Source organism: Xanthomonas albilineans (assembly GCF_002939705.1).
Classification (GTDB): domain Bacteria; phylum Pseudomonadota; class Gammaproteobacteria; order Xanthomonadales; family Xanthomonadaceae; genus Xanthomonas_A; species Xanthomonas_A albilineans.
In genome coordinates, this window is record NZ_MDCB01000002.1 from 181,864 (window position 1) to 199,985 (window position 18,122).

Annotated in this window: 12 protein-coding genes; 1 reads left to right on the forward strand and 11 read right to left on the reverse strand. The window is 64.0% G+C overall.

Going from position 1 to position 18,122, the window contains the following annotated elements; translation table 11 throughout:
• Positions 1-69: 69 nt before the first annotated feature.
• From XalbCFBP2523_RS02355 to XalbCFBP2523_RS02395, 9 genes are all read right to left on the reverse strand, one after another.
• Positions 70-978: an HlyD family secretion protein gene (locus XalbCFBP2523_RS02355; RefSeq protein ID WP_012916269.1), complete on the reverse strand. Its 909-nt coding sequence runs from the start codon at positions 976-978 to the stop codon at positions 70-72.
• Entirely contained in the window at positions 975-1,739 is a 765-nt protein-coding gene (locus XalbCFBP2523_RS02360) for an ABC transporter ATP-binding protein (protein WP_045765876.1), read from the reverse strand. The genes XalbCFBP2523_RS02355 and XalbCFBP2523_RS02360 overlap by 4 nt, the downstream gene beginning before the upstream one ends.
• On the reverse strand, positions 1,736-2,869 hold the full coding sequence (locus XalbCFBP2523_RS02365; protein ID WP_045765875.1) for an ABC transporter permease: 1,134 nt from the start codon (positions 2,867-2,869) through the stop codon (positions 1,736-1,738). Before XalbCFBP2523_RS02365 ends, XalbCFBP2523_RS02360 begins: the two co-directional genes overlap by 4 nt.
• Positions 2,869-4,290, reverse strand: coding sequence for an efflux transporter outer membrane subunit (locus tag XalbCFBP2523_RS02370; RefSeq protein ID WP_045765874.1), 1,422 nt, complete (start codon positions 4,288-4,290; stop codon positions 2,869-2,871). The genes XalbCFBP2523_RS02365 and XalbCFBP2523_RS02370 overlap by 1 nt, the downstream gene beginning before the upstream one ends.
• The gene (locus XalbCFBP2523_RS02375) at positions 4,287-5,705 is read right to left on the reverse strand and encodes a sensor histidine kinase (RefSeq protein ID WP_045765873.1); all 1,419 of its coding nucleotides are present in this window, start codon (positions 5,703-5,705) and stop codon (positions 4,287-4,289) included. Before XalbCFBP2523_RS02375 ends, XalbCFBP2523_RS02370 begins: the two co-directional genes overlap by 4 nt.
• Entirely contained in the window at positions 5,702-6,406 is a 705-nt protein-coding gene (locus tag XalbCFBP2523_RS02380; protein WP_012916264.1) for a response regulator, read from the reverse strand. The genes XalbCFBP2523_RS02375 and XalbCFBP2523_RS02380 overlap by 4 nt, the downstream gene beginning before the upstream one ends.
• A gap of 435 nt (positions 6,407-6,841) precedes the next feature.
• Positions 6,842-9,538 (reverse strand): methionine synthase, encoded by a 2,697-nt coding sequence (gene metH / locus XalbCFBP2523_RS02385; RefSeq protein WP_045765872.1) that lies wholly within the window; start codon positions 9,536-9,538, stop codon positions 6,842-6,844.
• A 110-nt stretch (positions 9,539-9,648) separates the two neighbouring features.
• Positions 9,649-10,791: a homocysteine S-methyltransferase family protein gene (locus XalbCFBP2523_RS02390; RefSeq protein WP_045765871.1), complete on the reverse strand. Its 1,143-nt coding sequence runs from the start codon at positions 10,789-10,791 to the stop codon at positions 9,649-9,651.
• Positions 10,788-11,786: an ArsR/SmtB family transcription factor gene (locus XalbCFBP2523_RS02395; RefSeq protein ID WP_045765870.1), complete on the reverse strand. Its 999-nt coding sequence runs from the start codon at positions 11,784-11,786 to the stop codon at positions 10,788-10,790. Before XalbCFBP2523_RS02395 ends, XalbCFBP2523_RS02390 begins: the two co-directional genes overlap by 4 nt.
• 124 nt (positions 11,787-11,910) lie before the next feature.
• Here XalbCFBP2523_RS02395 and XalbCFBP2523_RS02400 point away from each other — a divergent pair, with 124 nt between their 5' ends.
• Entirely contained in the window at positions 11,911-13,059 is a 1,149-nt protein-coding gene (locus XalbCFBP2523_RS02400) for an acyl-CoA dehydrogenase family protein (RefSeq protein WP_045765869.1), read from the forward strand.
• Between the two features lie 94 nt (positions 13,060-13,153).
• Here XalbCFBP2523_RS02400 and XalbCFBP2523_RS02405 read toward each other — a convergent pair whose 3' ends face one another.
• Together XalbCFBP2523_RS02405 and XalbCFBP2523_RS02410 are read right to left on the reverse strand one after the other, a co-directional pair.
• Entirely contained in the window at positions 13,154-16,327 is a 3,174-nt protein-coding gene (locus tag XalbCFBP2523_RS02405; RefSeq protein ID WP_012916259.1) for an efflux RND transporter permease subunit, read from the reverse strand.
• Positions 16,328-16,339: 12 nt separating this feature from the next.
• Positions 16,340-17,587, reverse strand: coding sequence for an efflux RND transporter periplasmic adaptor subunit (locus tag XalbCFBP2523_RS02410; protein WP_012916258.1), 1,248 nt, complete (start codon positions 17,585-17,587; stop codon positions 16,340-16,342).
• Positions 17,588-18,122 lie beyond the last annotated feature (535 nt).

Consider the following 18,122-nt stretch of genomic DNA (forward strand, 5'->3'; position numbering starts at 1 on the left):
GGGCCGCTGTGTTTGGGGTGCGAGTGTGGGGGCTGGCTGTGCCGACACCGCCATGCGCATCACCTGCGTTCAGTGCCGCTGTGCGGTGGCCGGATTGCGAAAGCGGACCAGAACACGCTGTCCCAGGCGCAGCGTCGAGGGGCGTGTGAACGCCAGTACGCAGGCCACGCTGCGGTCGTTGCCGGAGGGTGCCGTATCGTCGTGCAGTTGCGTGGAGCCGTAGGCCGGTGCCAGCCAGCGCACGACTGCTTCGCCGAGAATGGTCTGGCGACCGTCGTCGCTGATGACCTCTGCATTCATGCCGGGTGCGACGCTGCCTGCATAGCTTTCGTTTAATTCTGCACGTACCAGCCGCGGCGCGTCCGGTAGCAGGGTGAGCAGGGGGGTGTTGGCCTCGCTGCGTGCGCCGACTGCGGCCGAGAGTTGCAGTACGCGGCCGGCCACAGGCGCATACAACTGATATTGCGCACGCTGTAATTCGGCTGCGCGCACTTGCGCATCGGCCAGCGCCGCGTCGCTGCGGGCATTCTGTAACTCGTCATCCAGGCTCTGCACCGCGTCGCTGGCGTCGTCGGCGCTCTGTTCGTCGCCTGCGCCCAGGCGCGCGGCTTCTGCCAGTCGTCGCTGGCGTTGTTGGACATGTGCCAAGCGCTGTTGCAATTGGCGCAGATGCGTCGCAGCGGCCTGTGCGTGGGTACGGGCGATATCCAGTTCCACGGCGGCGGCGCGGTCGTCGGCGGCAACCAGCAGCGCTCCGCGCTGTACGGCATCGCCTTCGTGAACCGCCACTTCGCGCAACGGTGCGGTGACCGGCAGGCCGAGTTTCAGTACACCGCCTTCCACGTCGATGCGGCCGCGCGCGACCGCCAGATAGGTTGGTTGCGATGCCGATGCCGACGTAGTGGTTGGCGCACGGTCCGACGGCGCGCATGCGACCAGCAACAGACTCAGCAGGGGCGCGATGGCGAACGCTTTCATGGTGCGGGATTCCGAGAGGACAGGGGCGAGGGGGCGTGGGTCATGCGGCGGTCGTCGAGGATGCGGCCGTCTTCCATCGACAGCACGCGGTCGGCATGGCGGATCAGGCGCGGATCGTGGCTCACGCACAGCACCATGGTGTTGTGGCGGCGGGCGATGCGGTGGAGCAGGTCGATCACGATCTGGCCATTGCCGGCATCCAGCGCGCTGGTTGGTTCGTCGGCGAACAGCAGTGCAGGATGCTTGGCTAGGGCGCGGGCGATCGCGACGCGCTGCTTCTCGCCACCGGAGAGTTCTGCCGGACGCAGGTGCTGGCGGTGGGCGATGCCGACTTCGGCCAGTGCTTCCTCGGCGCGCGTGCGCACCTCGGTTGCGGCCATGCCCATGTACTGCAAGGGCAGCCGGACCTGGTCAAGTGCGCATAACGCCGGAAACAGGTTGAAGCCCTGGAAGATGAAGCCGGTGTGGCGTAGGCGGAAGTGCTCCAGCGCGGTCGCACCGAGCCGGCCTAGGTCTTCGCCCAGTGCCAGTACCTGACCGGCATCGGCACGTTGCAGGCCGCTGAGGATCGACAGCAAGGTGCTCTTGCCGCAGCCGGATGGGCCGGAAATCAGGGTCAGTTCGCCCTGCCAGACCTGCAGTGCCACGTCGTGCAACACAGTCGTGCGCAGCTTGCCGGAGGTGAAACTCTTGCATAGCCCGCTGCCGCTCAGGGACGCGGTGCCTGGATGCAACTTGGCGGGGGCGAGGATCTGGCTCATCGCAGCAGCAGTGCGGGATCGGCACGGCGCAGTCCGCGCAGCGCGGCCAAGGCCGAAACGAAGGTCAGTAGGAGCACCGCACAGACACACAGGGCCCAGCCGCTGGCATCGAACGTCACTGGCACGTCGTGCGCACGCCCCAGTGCCACCAGTGCCGCGCCCAGGATGCTGGCTCCGGCCAGGCCCAGTGCGCCAACCCAGGCGGCTTGCTCCAGCACTACCCAGCGCAGTGCGTGCATGCTGACTCCCAACGCATTGAGTGTGGCGTATTCGCGGGTGGCACCGAGGACGGTCCCGAGTAACGTCTGGCTGGTGACCGCCATGCCGACGAGGAGCACGATGCCGCCGATGAACAACACGCCGGAACCAGCGCCTGTATTGAACATCCAGAACAGAATGGTGCGTCGGGCGAAATCGTTTGCGCTCCATGCTTGGATGCGCGCCGACGCGCTGCTGTCGCCGATGGTCTGCGCTACCGCTTGCGGATCGGCGTCGGGACGCAGGCGCGCCACGATGTAGGTCGGCCATTCTGGATGCGGGGCGTCGCGGTTGAGTTCGCGCGCGGTATCCAGCGAGGTCAGGATGTTGACTCCACCCAGCGTGCGCAGGCCGCGACCGACGCCAATCACCCGGACACGGTGGCCGTTGATGCGCGCGCTGCTACCGATGCCGACGCCGAGTTTGTCCAGTTCGGAGCGGTCCACGATCACCGTGTCCGGCTCGCGCAGCGCCACGCGTTGCGCCGGACTGAGCAGGCGAGCGAACATCAGCCCGTCATCGCGGGTGTCGATGCCGGAGACGTAGATCGACACAGCGCCATTATCGGTGGGCCCGCGCCAGTCGCCGTCGATCCACACGAATGGTTCGATCTGCGCCACCCGTGGGTCCAGATACAGCGCCATGGCCGCGTCCGGGTCGATCTGGCGGCCCTGGTCCACGCTCTGTGTGCCCGGATAGCCCAGCCACAGGTCGGTTCTGGAGCCGGAGATGTAGACACTGGCGCTGCCGAAGATGCCGAGCACCAGCGCCGTCTGCAGCAGTAGCAACAGGCTGGCGAAGCCCACCGACACGACCACCGGCATGAAACGGCGCCATTCGTAACGCAGGGTTTGGCGGGCCAGCGCGACCATCAGTTCTTCTTACCTTTGCTGTCACTTGCGCTGACACTTGCCGCGATCGGTGTGTTCGAACTGCCCAGTGCCATGTGCAGGGCGACGTAGGCTAGGTCGCGCTGGCGCTGCGTTTCCGACAACGCTAATGCGGCCTGGTCACGTTCGCTCTGCTGCGCAGCTACGTCGAGATCGCTGACCAGGCCCAGCCGCCGCCTTTGCTGCATGGCGTCGGCGGCCTGCTGCTGGGCCTGCAATGCTTGCTGTTGGGTCTGGACGTTCTGTCGTTGCTGTTCTAGCGTGCTCAAGGCGTTCTGCGCTTCTGCTACTGCTTCAAGCACATTTTGCCGATAGGCTAGGGCGGCCGCCTCCAGCAGGTCGCCGCGTGCTTTTGCTTTGGCCTTACGCAGGCCCCAGTCGAACAGGGGAATGTCGATCACCGGGCCCAATGAGGCGATGCCGTGGGTGGACGTGCGTCGATAGCTCACCAGTTTGGTCGACCAGCGGATCGCGCCGCCCAGGCCAATGCTGGGGTAGCGGTCAGCCTTGGCGATGCCGAGTGTGCCTGCCGCGCTGAGCACTTCGGCTTCATGCGCGGCGATGTCGGGCCGTCGCCGCAGCAGGTCGGCCGGCACGCTGTCGATTGCGGCGATTTGCAACGATGGCGGAGCCGTGGTCGCGGTCGTGGCGCTCCATGCTGGATCTGGTGCGGAGCGTCCCAACAGCACCGCGAGTCGTTGCGCGGCTGCAGCCGCAGCGCGGCGCGGTTCTTCCACTGCGTTGCGCGCTTGCAGGGCGGCGGCCTGCGCCTGCGCCCCGGTGGCTGGAGCGGCCAATTGCAACCGGACCAGTGTCGCCTGCAGTGTCGCTTGCTGCTGGCGTGCGCTGGCGATGTCCTGCGACAGACGTTCGGCCTGTTGCGCATGGCGCAGATCGATCCAGTAGCGCACCACATCGGCAATGGTGGCGGCACGCACTTGTGCCAGATTGGCTTGCGCGCTCTGCAGATCGCCGCTGGCCACGAGGTGGTTTGCCTTGTCGCGGCCGAACAGGGGGAGTTCCCATTCGGCGTTGAACCCGGCGACCAGAAACGAGGCGCTCGCGTCAGGGTCGATCGGTTCTTCGGTACGGATGTGTAGTTGCGGGCGCAGGGGGGCGTCGACCACCGAATTCATGCGCCGTGCCGCACGCAATTTGGCCAGTGCCTGGGCCACGTCGAGGTCGTCGTGCAGCGCTTGTGCGACCAGTGCATCGAGTTGCGGGTCTTGGAAGTCCTGCCACCATGCGCTGCCTGCTGGACGTGGGTTGGCTGTTTCCGGTAGGTCGGACCACTGCGCTGGCAGTGGCTGAGTCAGATTCGGTAAGGGGGTGCTGGCACAGCCGCTCAGTGCGATGGCAGCTAGCGCCAGGATGCTGTGCAAAAACGTGCGCTGCGAGCTCATGCCTGTAGTTCCGTGTTGGCTGGCAGATCCAGTTCGGCGCGTAAGCCGCCAAGTGCCGAGCGCGTATAGCGGATTTTCGCATGATGCCGCGCGGTGATGTTGGCGACGATCGCTAGGCCCAGCCCAGTCCCACCTTCGGGCGCGTCGGGCGCGCGGAAGAAGCGCTCGCCCAGACGTGGCAGCAAGGCTTCGTCTACGCCCGTGCCCGCATCGTCCACAGCCAACAGGACGTGGTGTCCATCGCAGCGCAGGCTGACCGTCACCATGCTGTTGGCGGCATGTCTGAACGCATTGTCCAGCAAATTGTCGAGCAATTCGCGCAGCGCCCAGGCGTCTGCGGCCACCCAGGCGGCGTCGCTGTCTCCGGCGTCGTAGCCTAGGTCCACGTCGGCGTGCAGTGCGTCGGGGATGCGTTCGGCCAGTGCTTGTGGCAGCCATTGCGCCAGGTCGAGTGGCAGCAGAGGCCGGATATTTTCGCGTGGGGTCAGCGTGCGTGTCAGCGCCAGCAACTGGGTGGAGGTGCGAGCGGCACGGTCAGTGAGTTGGCGGATGTGCTGCAGTGCTTGGGCGCTGTCTTGTGGGCTTTTGCTGGCCTGGGCGCGCTGTACGTGCATGCTCAGCCCTGCCAGCGGTGTGCGCAACTGGTGCGCCGCGTCGGCGACGAAGCGTTCCTGCAGTGCCATCAATTGTTTGATCCGTCCGAGCAGGCCATCGATGGCCTGTGTCAGCGGCAGCACCTCCAGCGGGATGTCCGGGCCAGAGATTGGGTTGAGGTCGCGCTGGCTGTCGTCGAGCCGCTGCACTGCCGGTCCCAGTAGCCGCAGGCCAATTTTTACGCCATGCCAGACTAGGATGAACAGGGAGCAGGTGAGCAGGAGTTCGGTGGGGAGCATCAGTAACAGGATCTCGCGTGCGCGTCGTTGGCGGTCGTCCAAGGTTTCGGCCACAGAGATCGTCAGCCAGTCGTCTGCATTCCGGGTCGAGGGTAGCAACAGGCTGGCCGCTCGGACCGGCACGCCGTTGTTCATGTGCGTGCTGTACAGCATCACACGCCCCATCTCGACAGGACCGGCGTGCTCGGGAATGCGCTGTGCGCTGCTGCTGATTACACCATGGCGGCGGCTGCGCACCTCGAAGAAGATCCGGTCGCTGTTGCTGTATTCCAGAAGTTTACGTGTCTGCAGCGATAACGGCAGCTGCTCGCCAGTGTCGTTGATTGCCTTGGCCAAGCCTTGCGCTTCTTCTTTCAAGTCCATGTCGTGCACATGGTTGCTGTATTTGAGCATCGCTATATAGAAGATTGCCGACACCAGCAGCATCAACAGCAGTGTTGGAATCAGCAGGAACGCCAGCAAGCGTCGGCGTAGGCTGGGGTGGCGGTATGCCGGCTGTCGCGCGGCTGCGGTTGCGCTCACTGCGGGGGCGGCGCGTCAGTGGTGGATGCGGTAGCGTGCGATTCTTCCAGCATGTAACCTAGTCCACGGATGGTGCGGATGCCGACCCCAGTGCCGTGCAGTTTGCGGCGCAGGCGGTGCATGGAGATGTCCAGGCCATTGTCGGTGATTTCGTGCTGCCAATCGCACAGCGCTTCGGTCAACTGGCCACGGCTGACCACGCGCCCGCTGCGTAGCAGCAGGGTTTCCAGTAAGGCAAATTCGCGTGCGGTCAGGTCCAGCGGCTGATCCTGTAGCCAGACGCGGCGCCCGGCCAAGTTGATCCGCAATTGGCCCAAAACCAGTTCAGGGACGCCGCCGCTGCTGCTGCGGCGTAGTAGTGCGCGGGTGCGGGCCAGGAATTCGGACAGTTCGAACGGCTTGATGAGATAGTCGTCGGCGCCTTGGTCGAGTGCGTGGATACGGTCCTCCACCGCATCGCGCGCGGTCACCACGAGAACCGGAATCTCGTCGCGGCGTTCGCGCAAGCGTTGCAGTACTTGCAGCCCGTCCTGGCGCGGCAGGCCTAGATCCAGCACCAGAAGATGGTAGGACTCGGCGAGGAGCGCGTGATCGGCAGCGGTGCCATCGCTGACGTGGTCTACCACATGGCCGCATTCGACAAGCGAATCGCGCAGCGCGACGGCAATGGAAGTATCGTCTTCGGCGACCAGAATGCGCATACCGTTAAACGCTTGCAGCGTGGATGGTTGGGAAACCGTCGTAACCAGCGCTAACAGAACCGTTACGAAGGGGTGTTTTCATTTTGCGTGGATAACAATTGTGCTTGCGTTCCGCGCTGCTGTCACCTGCTAAGGTCCGCCACGCGTGCTTGCGTGTGTCAAAAAAACCTAAAACTGCACGCCCGTTTGGCTGATCGTCAGGCTCGATGGTCATTGGCACGAATTGCCATGAGATGCCGTCTGCAACGACACCGCGCGCTTCTGATATGCCTGGTACAGTGCAGGTACAGCTTCCCAACGCCGGTTCATCTAGTTCTGCTATTGGGAACAGCCGGTGCAGACTGTATCGATGCCATTGTTGTCGCCCCAGACTAACCAAATCGTTTGCGATGCGGGTCTCGCCAAAATCGCTTTGCTGGGTGTTCGTATCGGCTTTTATTCCGGATCGTAGTCCAGGTTCGAGGCCAACCAGCGTTCGGCCTGCGCCAGCGGCACGTTCCTGCGCCGGGCGTAGTCGGCGACCTGTTCCTTGCCCAGCCGTCCCACTACGAAATACTGGCTGTGCGGATGGCTGAAGTAGTAACCCGATACCGCCGCCGTTGGCAGCATCGCGAAACTTTCGGTGAGCGACATGCCGGCGTTGCGCTCAGCCTCGAGCACGGCGAACAAGGTTTGTTTTTCGCTGTGGTCGGGGCAGGCCGGGTAGCCGGGCGCAGGACGGATGCCACGGTAACGTTCGGAGATCAACGCGTCGTTGTCCAGCGTCTCGTCGTTGGCGTAGCCCCAAAATTCGGTGCGCACGCGCTGATGCAGGCGTTCGGCCAGCGCTTCGGCCAGGCGGTCGGCCAGTGCCTTGAGCAGGATCGCGTTGTAATCGTCGTGTGCGGCCTCGAAGCGGGCCACGTGCGGCTCGATGCCGAGCCCGGCGGTTACCGCGAACGCACCGATCCAGTCCTGTTTGCCGCTATCGCGCGGAGCGATGAAGTCGGCCAAGCAGAAGTCCGGGCGCTCGATGGGTTTGTCCACTTGCTGGCGCAGAAAATGCAGAGTAAATCGGGCGTCGGGAATGAGGACTTCCACATCGTCGCCGACCGACTGCGCCGGCCATAGCCCGAATACGGCTTTGGCGGTCAGCCATTTTTCCTCGACGATGCGCTTGAGCATGACGCGTGCGTCTTGGTATAGCTCGCTGGCCTGCTGGCCGATGATCTCGTCGGTGAGGATCGCTGGGAACTTGCCCGCCAGTTCCCAGGCTTGGAAAAACGGGGTCCAGTCGATCAGTTCGATCAGCTCGGGCAGTGGGTAGTCCTCGAACACATGCAGCCCAGGTTGCTGCGGTGCGGGGGGCGTGTAGGTGTCCCAGCCACCGTCGAAGCGTTGTGCGCGCGCATGTTGCAGCGTGACCAGGCGTTTGGCGTCGCCGCGGTTCTTGTGGCGTTGGCGGATTTCGGCGTAGTCGGCGTCGTTGGAGGCGATGAATGCGGCGCGCAGTTCGCGCGAAATCAGCGATTGGGCCACGCCGACCGCGCGCGAGGCGTCCTTCACCCACACGGTCGGTGCGGCATAGTGCGGGTCGATCTTCAATGCGGTGTGCGCGCGCGAGGTGGTGGCGCCGCCGATCAACAGCGGAATCGAGAACCCTTGCCGCTGCATCTCGCGAGCGACATGGGTCATTTCTTCCAGCGATGGCGTGATCAGCCCGGACAAGCCGATGATGTCGGCGTTTTCGGCGCGGGCGCGGTCGAGGATGGTCTGGGTCGGCACCATCACGCCAAGATCGACCACCTCGAAGTTGTTGCAGGCCAGGACCACGCCGACGATGTTCTTGCCGATGTCGTGCACGTCGCCCTTGACCGTGGCCATGATGATCTTGCCGTTGGACTTGGCGGTGTCGCCACTGCGCAGCTTTTCCGCTTCGATGTACGGCAGCAGGTAGGCGACGGCCTTCTTCATCACCCGTGCCGATTTCACTACCTGCGGCAGGAACATCTTGCCGGCGCCGAACAGGTCGCCGACGACGTTCATGCCGTTCATCAACGGCCCCTCGATCACGTCCAATGGACGCGAGGATTGTTGCCGGGCTTCTTCGGTGTCGACCTCGATGAATTCGTCGATGCCGTGTACCAGCGAGTGACTCAGGCGTTCCCGCACGGTCTTCTCGCGCCATGCCAGTTTTTCTCGCATGGCAAGTGCTGTCTCGCGTGTGCCGGTTTTCTTGTAACGTTCGGCGATCTCCAGCAGGCGCTCGGTGGCGTCGCGGCGGCGATTGAGGATCACGTCCTCCACTCGCTCGCGTAGTTCGGTGTCCAGGTCGTCGTAGATCGGCATGCCGCCGGCATTGACGATGCCCATGTCCATACCGGCGGAGATTGCGTGGTACAAAAACACGCAGTGGATGGCCTGACGCACGCTCTCGTTGCCGCGGAACGAGAACGAGACGTTGGAAACGCCGCCGGAGACGTGGCAGTGGGGCAGGGTGCGCTTGATGATGCGGGTCGCTTCGATGAAATCGACCGCGTAGTTATCGTGTTCCTCGATCCCGGTGGCGACGGCGAAGATGTTGGGGTCGAACACGATGTCTTCGGGCGGGAAGCCGACCTGCTCGGTCAGGATGCGATAGGCGCGGGTGCAGATCTCGACCTTGCGCGCACAGGTATCGGCCTGGCCGACCTCGTCAAACGCCATCACCACCGCCGCAGCACCGTAGCGCAGTACTTTGCGCGCCTGTTCGATGAACACCGCTTCGCCTTCCTTGAGCGAAATCGAGTTGACCACGCTCTTGCCCTGCAGGCACTTCAGTCCGGCCTCGATCACGCTCCACTTGGAAGAGTCGACCATGACTGGAATGCGTGCGATGTCCGGCTCGGACATAATCAGGTTGAGAAAGCGCACCATCGCTTTCTCCGAATCGATCAGGCCCTCGTCCATGTTGACGTCGAGGATCTGCGCGCCGTTGGCGACCTGCTGGCGTGCCACCTCGACTGCCTCTTCGTAGCGTTCTTCCTTGATCAGCTTGCGGAACTGCGCGCTGCCGGTGACGTTGGTACGCTCACCGACGTTGACGAACAGCAGGTCCGGCGTCAGCAGCAGCGGTTCGAGACCGGACAGGCGGGTGATGCGAGCGGACGACATTGGATCAGCGTTCCAGGAGCGGGGAGGTGCACGAACGCATGTGCGCTGCGGCGCGCAGGCGCCGAGCCATCGGCAAGGCGGTGGCGAAAGCCGCGCGCGGGGTGTGCATCTCAGGCGGCCTGTCGCTGTGCTGCTAGCGGCACGCGCGGACGTAGCCCGCGCACTGCCTCGGCGATCGCGCGGATGTGGGCCGGTGTGGTGCCGCAGCAGCCGCCGACCAGATTCAATAGCCCCGCTTCGGCGAACTCCTTCAGCGTGGCGGCCATTTCTTCTGGAGTTTCGTCGTATTCGCCGAAGGCGTTGGGCAGGCCGGCGTTGGGGTGCGTGCTAACGTAGCCGTCGGCGATCCGTGCCAGGGTTTCCACATGCGGGCGCAGATCCTTCGCGCCAAGCGCGCAGTTCAACCCGACCGACAGTGGCAGACCATGCGCGACCGAGGCATAGAACGCCTCGGCGGTCTGCCCGGACAGGGTGCGTCCGGAGGCGTCGGTGATGGTGCCGGAGATCATCACCGGCAGGCGTCCGCCGCGTGCGTCGAACACCTCCTCGATCGCGTACAGCGCGGCCTTGGCGTTGAGGGTGTCGAAGATGGTCTCGACCATCAGCGTGTCGGCGCCGCCGTCGATCAGGCCATCGATGGCCTCGCGGTAGGTGGCGCGCAGTTCGTCGAAGCTGGTGTTGCGGTAGCCGGGGTCGTTGACGTCGGGACTGATGGAGGCGGTGCGGCTGGTCGGGCCGAGTACGCCGATTACGAAGCGCGGTTTGTCCGGTCCGCCGGCGCGGGCCTGCTGCGCTTCGACCGCGTCGCAGCAGTCGCGTGCGACCCGGGCGCCGGCTTTGTTGAGTTCGTAGACCAGGTGCTCCAGGTGGTAATCGGCCTGGCTGATCGCGGTGGCGTTGAAGGTATTGGTTTCGAGCAGGTCGGCGCCGGCTTCGAGATAGGCGCTGTGGATCTCGGCGATCACTTCCGGGCGTGTCAGTAGCAAGAGATCGTTATTACCTTTCAGGTCGTGACCATGCATCGCATGATCGCAGCCAGGGCCATGCACATGGGGGGGCTGCGCGCTGTCGTAGCCGGCGGCGAAACGGTCGCCGCGATAATCGGCTTCCTGCAAGCCATGGCGCTGGATCATGGTGCCCATCGCGCCATCGATGATGAGGATGCGCTCGGACAGCGCCTGCAGGAGCGCTTGGGCGCGCTGCGGATGCAGCCAGGGCTGGCCTGGGCTTTGGGGAGAAGTAGAGGCGTTCATGGCGTGGTTCCAGCGCTGGCCTTGGATGATGTGTGGTTTTCCGGACGTGCGGTAGCCGCCGGTTCTCCGGGTTTGATTGCAATCAACGAAATCACCTCGAAATGCGGTGGCCGCTTTTCGCGGGTCACGGTTTCTAGGCTGGAGACTTCCAGGCCGGCCTTGTCGATGAACTTGCGCAATTCCTTGGCCGAGAAGCCGAGGTTGACGTGGCCGTAGGCCTGCACGGCAGCCTTGTGCTCGTGGTGGGCTAGGCTGCACAGCAGCAGGCGACCGCCTGGGCGCAACACGCGTGCCGATTCGCAGACAGCGTGCGCCGGTTTGGTGGCGTAGGTCAACGCGTGCATCATCACCACCAGGTCGAAGCCGGCATCGGCGAATGGTAGTGCATGCATGTCGCCCTCGCGGACCTCCACGTTGCTCAGCCGGCGTAAGCGTTCGCTGGCTGCGGCCACCACCCGCGCGCTGGTGTCGATGCACACGTAGCGACGCGCATGCGGGGCGACCAACTCGGCCAGTACGCCGTCGCCGGAGGCAATGTCGAGGACGTCGCCGGTCTCCAGCAGCGGCAGCGCGGTGCGCGCCAGCGCCTCCCAGGTGCGTCCGGGCGAATAGTGACGCTCCATGTCGCCAGCGACCGAATCTGCCCAGTTCTGGTCGGTGGCGCGGTTGGCCAATACTGCAGCCACCCGTTCGGCGTCCTGGCGCAGTAGCGGGTCGTCGCTGCCGGTGCTCAGCGCCAGCCACAGCGCGCGTTGCGCCGGGTCCAGCAGGCTTTCGTCGAAGCGATAATAGGCCGACACGCCAGCGCGGCGGTCGCGGACCAGCCCGGCCTCCTTGAGTTTGGCCAGATGGGTCGAGACGCGCGGTTGCGCCAGTCGGGTGATCGCCGAGAGTTCGGCCACGGTCAGTTCTTCATGCTCCAGCAGCGCCAACAGGCGTACCCGGGTCGCATCGGCGAACACTTTCAATCTGGTCGACCAGTCCTCCAGATCCATAAATATCTTCCTATCGCGATATAAAGATATTTTCGTCTGAGGGGTGGGTCGGGTCAAGTCGGGCACACGCTGGCGTATGGTGGATGGTTAAGATGTCGGTACCAACAAAACCGGGAGGCGCGAGATGGATTTCAAACTTAGCGATGAGCAATTGATGATCCAGGACGTGGCGCGGCGCATCGCCCAGGAACGGATCGCCCCCAGCGCCGAGCACCACGACCGTACTGGTGAGTTTCCACTGGAGAATATCCGCCTGCTGGGCGAGAACGGTTTGATGGGCATCGAGGTGCCGGAGCAGTACGGCGGCGCTGGCATGGACCCGATCGCCTATGTGCTGGCCATGATCGAGATCGCCGCCGGCGACGCCGCTCATTCCACCATCATGTCGGTCAACAATTCGCTGTTCTGCGGCGGGATTCTCAAGAATGGCGACGAGGCGCAGAAACAGAAGTACGTGCGTGCCATCGCGCAAGGGGAGCAGATCGGCGCCTTCGCGCTGACCGAGCCGCAATCAGGCTCCGATGCCACCGCGATGCGCTGCCGTGCGGTGCCTCGGGACGATGGCAGCTTCGTCATCAACGGCAAGAAGAGCTGGATCACCTCCGGTCCGGTCGCCAAGTACATCGTGCTATTTGCGATGAGCGAGCCGGAGCGGGGCGCGCGCGGCATCAGCGCGTTCGTGATTGACACCGACAAGCCGGGGTTTCACCGTGGCAAGACCGAACCCAAGCTCGGCATCCGCGCTTCGGCGACCTGCGAGATCGAGTTTCAGGATTACCATGCGACGGCGGACGAGGTGCTGGGGACGCCGGGCGAGGGTTTCAAAATCGCGATGAGCGTGCTCGACGCAGGCCGTATCGGCATTGCCTCGCAGGCCATCGGGCTTGCGCGGGCGGCCTACCAGGCCACGTTGGGCTACGTGAAGGAGCGCAAGGCATTCGGCTCGCCGATCGGCGCATTCCAGATGACCCAGGCCAAGGTCGCCGACATGAAGTGCAAGCTGGACGCGGCGTTGCTGCTCACCCTGCGTGCGGCCTGGTTGAAGGGTCAGGGGCAGCAATTCACCACCGAAGCGTCGGTAGCGAAGCTGACCGCATCCGAGGCGGCGATGTGGATCACCCATCAGGCGGTGCAGATCCATGGCGGCATGGGGTACTCCAAGGAAATGCCGCTGGAGCGCTATTTCCGCGACGCCAAGATCACCGAAATCTACGAGGGAACATCGGAAATCCAGCGGTTGGTGATCGCCCGCAACGAGACGGGGTTGCGCTGAGCCGTAGTCGCTGACGTCCTGAGGCAAAGAAGCGGCCTTTCGTCCGCTTCTTTGCTCTCGCGCTGAGTATTTCCCGAATCCAGGCTCAACCGTCTCACCGATCCTGCTGATGCAGGTTCAAGCCTTGCTCCTGGCGGATGGCGTATTCCTGCGATGGCTCGTCCAACTTGTCGCCGAGCATGTGCCGCACCACCACGAAGAACAGCGGGATGAACAGCAAGCCGAGCGCGGTGGCGAACAGCATGCCGCCGATCACACCGGTGCCGATCGCGTGGCGTGCGTTGGCGCCAGCGCCACTGGAGATGGCCAATGGCAGCACGCCGAGGATGAACGCGAAGGAGGTCATCAGGATCGGACGGAAGCGCAGGTGTGCCGCTTCGGTTGCCGCCTCGCGCAAGGTCTTGCCCATCGCGCGTTGCTCGACGGCGAATTCCACGATCAAGATCGCATTCTTCGCGGCCAGGCCGATCACCGTGATCAGGCCGATTTTGAAATAGATGTCGTTGGGCAGGCCGCGCAGCAAAGAGAACGCGACTGTGCCGAGCACGCCGATCGGCACCACCAACAGCACCGAGACCGGAATCGACCAACTCTCGTACAGCGCTGCCAGGCATAGGAACACCACCACGATCGACAGCACCAGCAGCAGCGTGGCGGTATTGCCGGCGATGATCTCCTGGTAGGACATGCCGCTCCAGTCCAAGCCCAAGCCCTTCGGCAGATCGTTGTTGACGATGTCCTCCATCGCGCTCATCGCTTGGCCGGAGCTTCTGCCTGGAGCGGGGTTGCCGACGATTTCGACTGCCGAATAACCGTTGTAGCGGCTCAGCGATGGCGAGCCGTAGACCCAGTCCGACTTCACCACCGTACTCAACGGGATCATCTGCCGCAAACCGCTGTCGTCGGTGGCGGTGCTGCTGGGCACATAGAAGTTGCGTAGCGACTCCGGGCCGCTCCGAAACGGTGCGTCGGCCTGCATGTTGACGCGCTTGATACGGCCTTCGTAGAAGAAGTCGTTGGCGTAGACCGGCGCCAGCATCAACTGGATCGATTGGTAGATGTCGTTGATCGACAGCCCCATCGACTGCGCCTGCACGCGATCAACTTTCAGTTGCAGCTGCGGCGCGTTTTCCAGGCCGTTCGGGCGCACCCCGGTCAGGGTGTCCTGACGCTGCGCGGCCATGCCGAGGAGCATGTTGCGTGCCTGCAGCAGCGCCTCTTGGCCGGCGCCGCTACGGTCTTGCAGCCACATGTCGAAGCCGCCTAACTGGCCAAGCCCCTGCACCGTGGGCAGGTTGACCACGAAAATCTGCGCGTCCTTGATGCCGTAGAACATCCCGTTCAGTTGCTGGATCAGTTCGGTGGCGGTGATGTTGCGCTCCTCCCAGGGCTTGAGCCGGATGAAACCCATGCCCACGTTCTCGCCACGTCCCAGGAAGCTGAAGCCGGCCACCTGCAGCATCCCTTCGACCGCTTTCTGCTGCTGCAGTATGCCGCGCATTTGCGCGAACACCTGATTGGTACGCGCTTTGGTCGCACCCGGCGGCAACTGCACGATTGCCAGGGCGAATCCCTGATCTTCTTCTGGCAGGAAGCTGCCCGGCATGCGCGTAAACAGGAAGCCGCACAGTACCACCAGCAGGGCGAACACTGCCATCCAGCGTGGTGTGTGCCGGATGCTGCCGCCGACCGCGCCGACATAGCGCCGCGATAGCTTGTCGTAGTATGTGTTGAAGGTGCGGTAGAACCAGTTCGGATTGTCGCTGTGGGTCGGCTTGAGGAAGGCCGCGCACAGCGCCGGGGTGAAGCTCAACGCCAGTAATGCCGAGAATCCCATCGACATCGCGATGGTGACCGCGAACTGCTTGTAGATCGCGCCGGCAGCGCCAGGCTGCATTGCCGAGGGGATGAACACCGCCGCCAGCACCACGGTGATCGCCACCACCGCGCCGGTGATTTGGCTCATTGCTTTGTGCGTGGCTGCCTTCGGCGCCAGGTGCTCCTCGGACATGATGCGTTCGACGTTCTCGATCACCACGATCGCATCGTCGACCACGATACCGATCGCCAGCACCATCGCGAACAGGGTCAACTGATTGATGGTGAAGCCGATCGCCCACATGCCGAGGAAGGTGCCCAGCAGCGCTACCGGGATCACCAGCGTGGGGATGAGGGTGGCGCGGAAGTTCTGCAGGAATACCAACATCACCAGGAATACCAGCACGATCGCCTCGGCCAGGGTCTTGACCACTTCCTCGATCGAGATCTTGACGAAGGTGGTGCTCTCGTAGGGCGTGAACCAGGTGACGCCCTGCGGGAAGCTCGGCTGCAATTCCTCCATTTTGGCCTTGACCGCCGCGGATACGTTCAGCGCATTGGCACCGGGCAATAGTTGGATGCCGAAGGCGCCGGTCGGCTTGCCGTTGTATTGGGTGTCGATGCCGAAGCTGGTCGGGCCGAACGCGACCCGGGCTACGTCCTTTAGCCTCACCACGGTGCCGTTGCCATCGGCGCGCAGGATGATGTTCTCGAACTCCTCGGGCGAGGTGAAGCGGCCCTCGGCGCTGACCGTGGCGGTGAACGACTGGCCCTGCGGCGCCGGATCCGAGCCGATCGAACCGGCGGCGAACTGCACGTTCTGCGCGCGGATCGCGTTGAGCACGTCGCTGGCGGACATGTGGTAACCCTGCAATTTCTCCGGGTTGAGCCAGATGTCCATGGCGTATTCGGCACCGAACTGCTGGGTGCTGCCGACGCCGGGCACGCGCGATATCTGTTCCAGGACGCGCGAGCCGACGATGTCGTTGAGCGCATCGCGGTCGATCGAGGGGTTGTCCGAACGCAGCGCGATCACGCTGAGGAAACCGGCGTTGGCCTTGGCCACTACCACGCCTTGGGCGGTCACCTCCGACGGCAGGCGCGGCGTCGCCAGCGAGACCTTGTTCTGCACCTGCACCTGCGCGATGTCCGGGTTGGTCCCGGTCTCGAAGGTGAGAGTGATGGTGGCGATGCCGCTGGATGACGAGGACGAATTGAAGTACAGCAGGTGGTCGATGCCGGTCAGTTGCTGTTCGATCACCTGGGTAACCGAGCGCTCGGTCGTGCTGGCGCTGGCGCCGGGATAGGTGGCGCTCACGGTCACCTGCGGCGGAGCGATCGACGGATAAGACTCCACGCCGAGGTTAAGGATGGCGATCACGCCGCTGAGCGAAATCAAGATCGCCACCACCCAGGCGAAGACCGGATGCTCGATGAAGAACTTAGGCATGGTGTGCGTCCGTTACGGCTGTTTCGGCTGGGCGGAAGCGGTCGCGGCGGCCGGCGTGTCGCCGTGCGCTGCGCCCTGCGGTTGGCCGGTGACCGCCTTGGCCGACGCTGGGCCCCCCTGCTGGGTTGGCGCATCCGGTGTCCACGGCTTGGCGATGGCTGCTGCGCCTTCCTTGACCTTGGGCAGGCCGCTGACCACGACCTGATCGCCAGCCTGCAGGCCGGCACCGACGATCCACCTGTCGCCCTGCTGGCCGACCAGACCGAGATCTTTGCGTAGCACCTTGCCATCCTTGCCCACTGCCATGGCGTAGGCCCCCTTGGTATCGCGCAGCACCGCGACCTGCGGGATCAGATAGACGTCCTTGCGCTGGCCGAGGTTGGCCGTGAAGCTGACGAAGGCGCCAGGCAACAGCACCCGCTCCGGGTTCGGCAACTGCGCACGCAGCGTCACCGAGCCGGTGCTGGGATCGACTGTGGCACCAGAGAAATCCAGAGTGCCTGGATGCGCGTAGCTGCTGCCGTCGCCAAGTTTGACCTGCACCGTGGACTGGTCCTCGGCGTTCAGGGTGACGTTGCCGGTGCTTTGTGCCTGACGCAACTGGGCAAGCTCGTCGGCGTTCATCGAGAAATTGACATACAGCGGATCGAGTTGGTCGATGGTGGTCAGCAAGGTGGCGCTGCCCTGGCCGACCAGCGCGCCCTCGGTGACTTGCTGCTTGCCGGCGCGGCCGGCAATGGGAGCGGTCACGGTGGCATAGCCTAGGTTGATGCGTGCGGTTTCCACGGCCGCGCGGGCCTGCTGAACCGCTGCCGAGGCACTGCGTTCGCTGGCTTCGGCGTTGTCCAGGTCGGACTTGGAGACGTAGGCTTTGGGCGCCAGGCTGCGGGCGCGAACGGCGGCGGCCTTGGCATTGGCGTAGGTGGCCTCGGCTGCGGCCAATTGCCCCTGTGCCGAGGCCAGCGCCGCATGCAGCGGCGCAGGATCGATCTGGAACAGCGGCTGGCCTTGCTTGACGTCGCTGCCTTCGGTGTAAAGGCGTTTTTCCAGCACGCCGGGGACCCGGGCGCGCACGTCGGCGCTGCGGAATGCGGTCAGCCGACCGACCAGTTCGCGTTGCAGCGGCACGGTCTGCGGCTGGGCCTGCAACACGCCCACTTCCGGCGGCGGCATGGCTTGCTGTTGTTCTTGTTTCTTGCACGATGCCAAGACCATCACGACGGCGCAGGCCAGGGCGAGAGAGCGCAATGGGGAGGTCATCGGGGTGGTACTCCGGTCAAGAGGTGAAGGCACAAGTCGCTATCTCCAGGCGATTCTGCAGGACGTACGGGGCTGTGCGTGTTTGCTGTGACGCAGCGCACAGAGGCGACTGGAGTCACCGGCGCGCGCGGCGACCGCGTCCATGCTCGGGGTATGCCTTGCCCGGCGCACAAGTTGCGCACGGCCTCGCAGATGCGGTGGTCGTGCGCTTGACCCAATGCGGCGTGGGGAAGCGAAAGAGAGGCTCATTATTTTGAACTATACCGTCCAGTTTATAATTTGAACAGCCATGACAGCCATGCGTCTCGGGTCATCCGGATGGACCTAGTCGCGGTCAATCATGGTGAGGATAGTGTGATGGGGTGATTGTGGCTGTTCTGTACGGCGCTGGTGTCTGGCGAGACAGGCCGATCCGGTTTGCGATGAAGTACGTGAGTTACAGTCGGCACCGGTACAATTTTGGCCTTCCTATCGAGCATCGTTGCAGCTCTCCGCCATGAAGCCTAAAAACGTCGCTCCCCGCTCCAGCAAATCG

Excerpts from the sequence above, each read along its gene's own strand:
- XalbCFBP2523_RS02405 (WP_012916259.1), bottom strand. The coding sequence starts at position 16,327 with ATGCCTAAGTTCTTCATCGAGCATCCGGTCTTCGCCTGGGTGGTGGCG.
- metH (WP_045765872.1), bottom strand. The coding sequence starts at position 9,538 with ATGTCGTCCGCTCGCATCACCCGCCTGTCCGGTCTCGAACCGCTGCTG.
- XalbCFBP2523_RS02370 (WP_045765874.1), bottom strand. The coding sequence starts at position 4,290 with ATGAGCTCGCAGCGCACGTTTTTGCACAGCATCCTGGCGCTAGCTGCC.
- XalbCFBP2523_RS02365 (WP_045765875.1), bottom strand. The coding sequence starts at position 2,869 with ATGGTCGCGCTGGCCCGCCAAACCCTGCGTTACGAATGGCGCCGTTTC.
- XalbCFBP2523_RS02400 (WP_045765869.1), top strand. The coding sequence starts at position 11,911 with ATGGATTTCAAACTTAGCGATGAGCAATTGATGATCCAGGACGTGGCG.
- XalbCFBP2523_RS02380 (WP_012916264.1), bottom strand. The coding sequence starts at position 6,406 with ATGCGCATTCTGGTCGCCGAAGACGATACTTCCATTGCCGTCGCGCTG.
- XalbCFBP2523_RS02360 (WP_045765876.1), bottom strand. The coding sequence starts at position 1,739 with ATGAGCCAGATCCTCGCCCCCGCCAAGTTGCATCCAGGCACCGCGTCC.
- XalbCFBP2523_RS02390 (WP_045765871.1), bottom strand. The coding sequence starts at position 10,791 with ATGAACGCCTCTACTTCTCCCCAAAGCCCAGGCCAGCCCTGGCTGCAT.
- XalbCFBP2523_RS02410 (WP_012916258.1), bottom strand. The coding sequence starts at position 17,587 with ATGACCTCCCCATTGCGCTCTCTCGCCCTGGCCTGCGCCGTCGTGATG.
- XalbCFBP2523_RS02355 (WP_012916269.1), bottom strand. The coding sequence starts at position 978 with ATGAAAGCGTTCGCCATCGCGCCCCTGCTGAGTCTGTTGCTGGTCGCA.
- XalbCFBP2523_RS02395 (WP_045765870.1), bottom strand. The coding sequence starts at position 11,786 with ATGGATCTGGAGGACTGGTCGACCAGATTGAAAGTGTTCGCCGATGCG.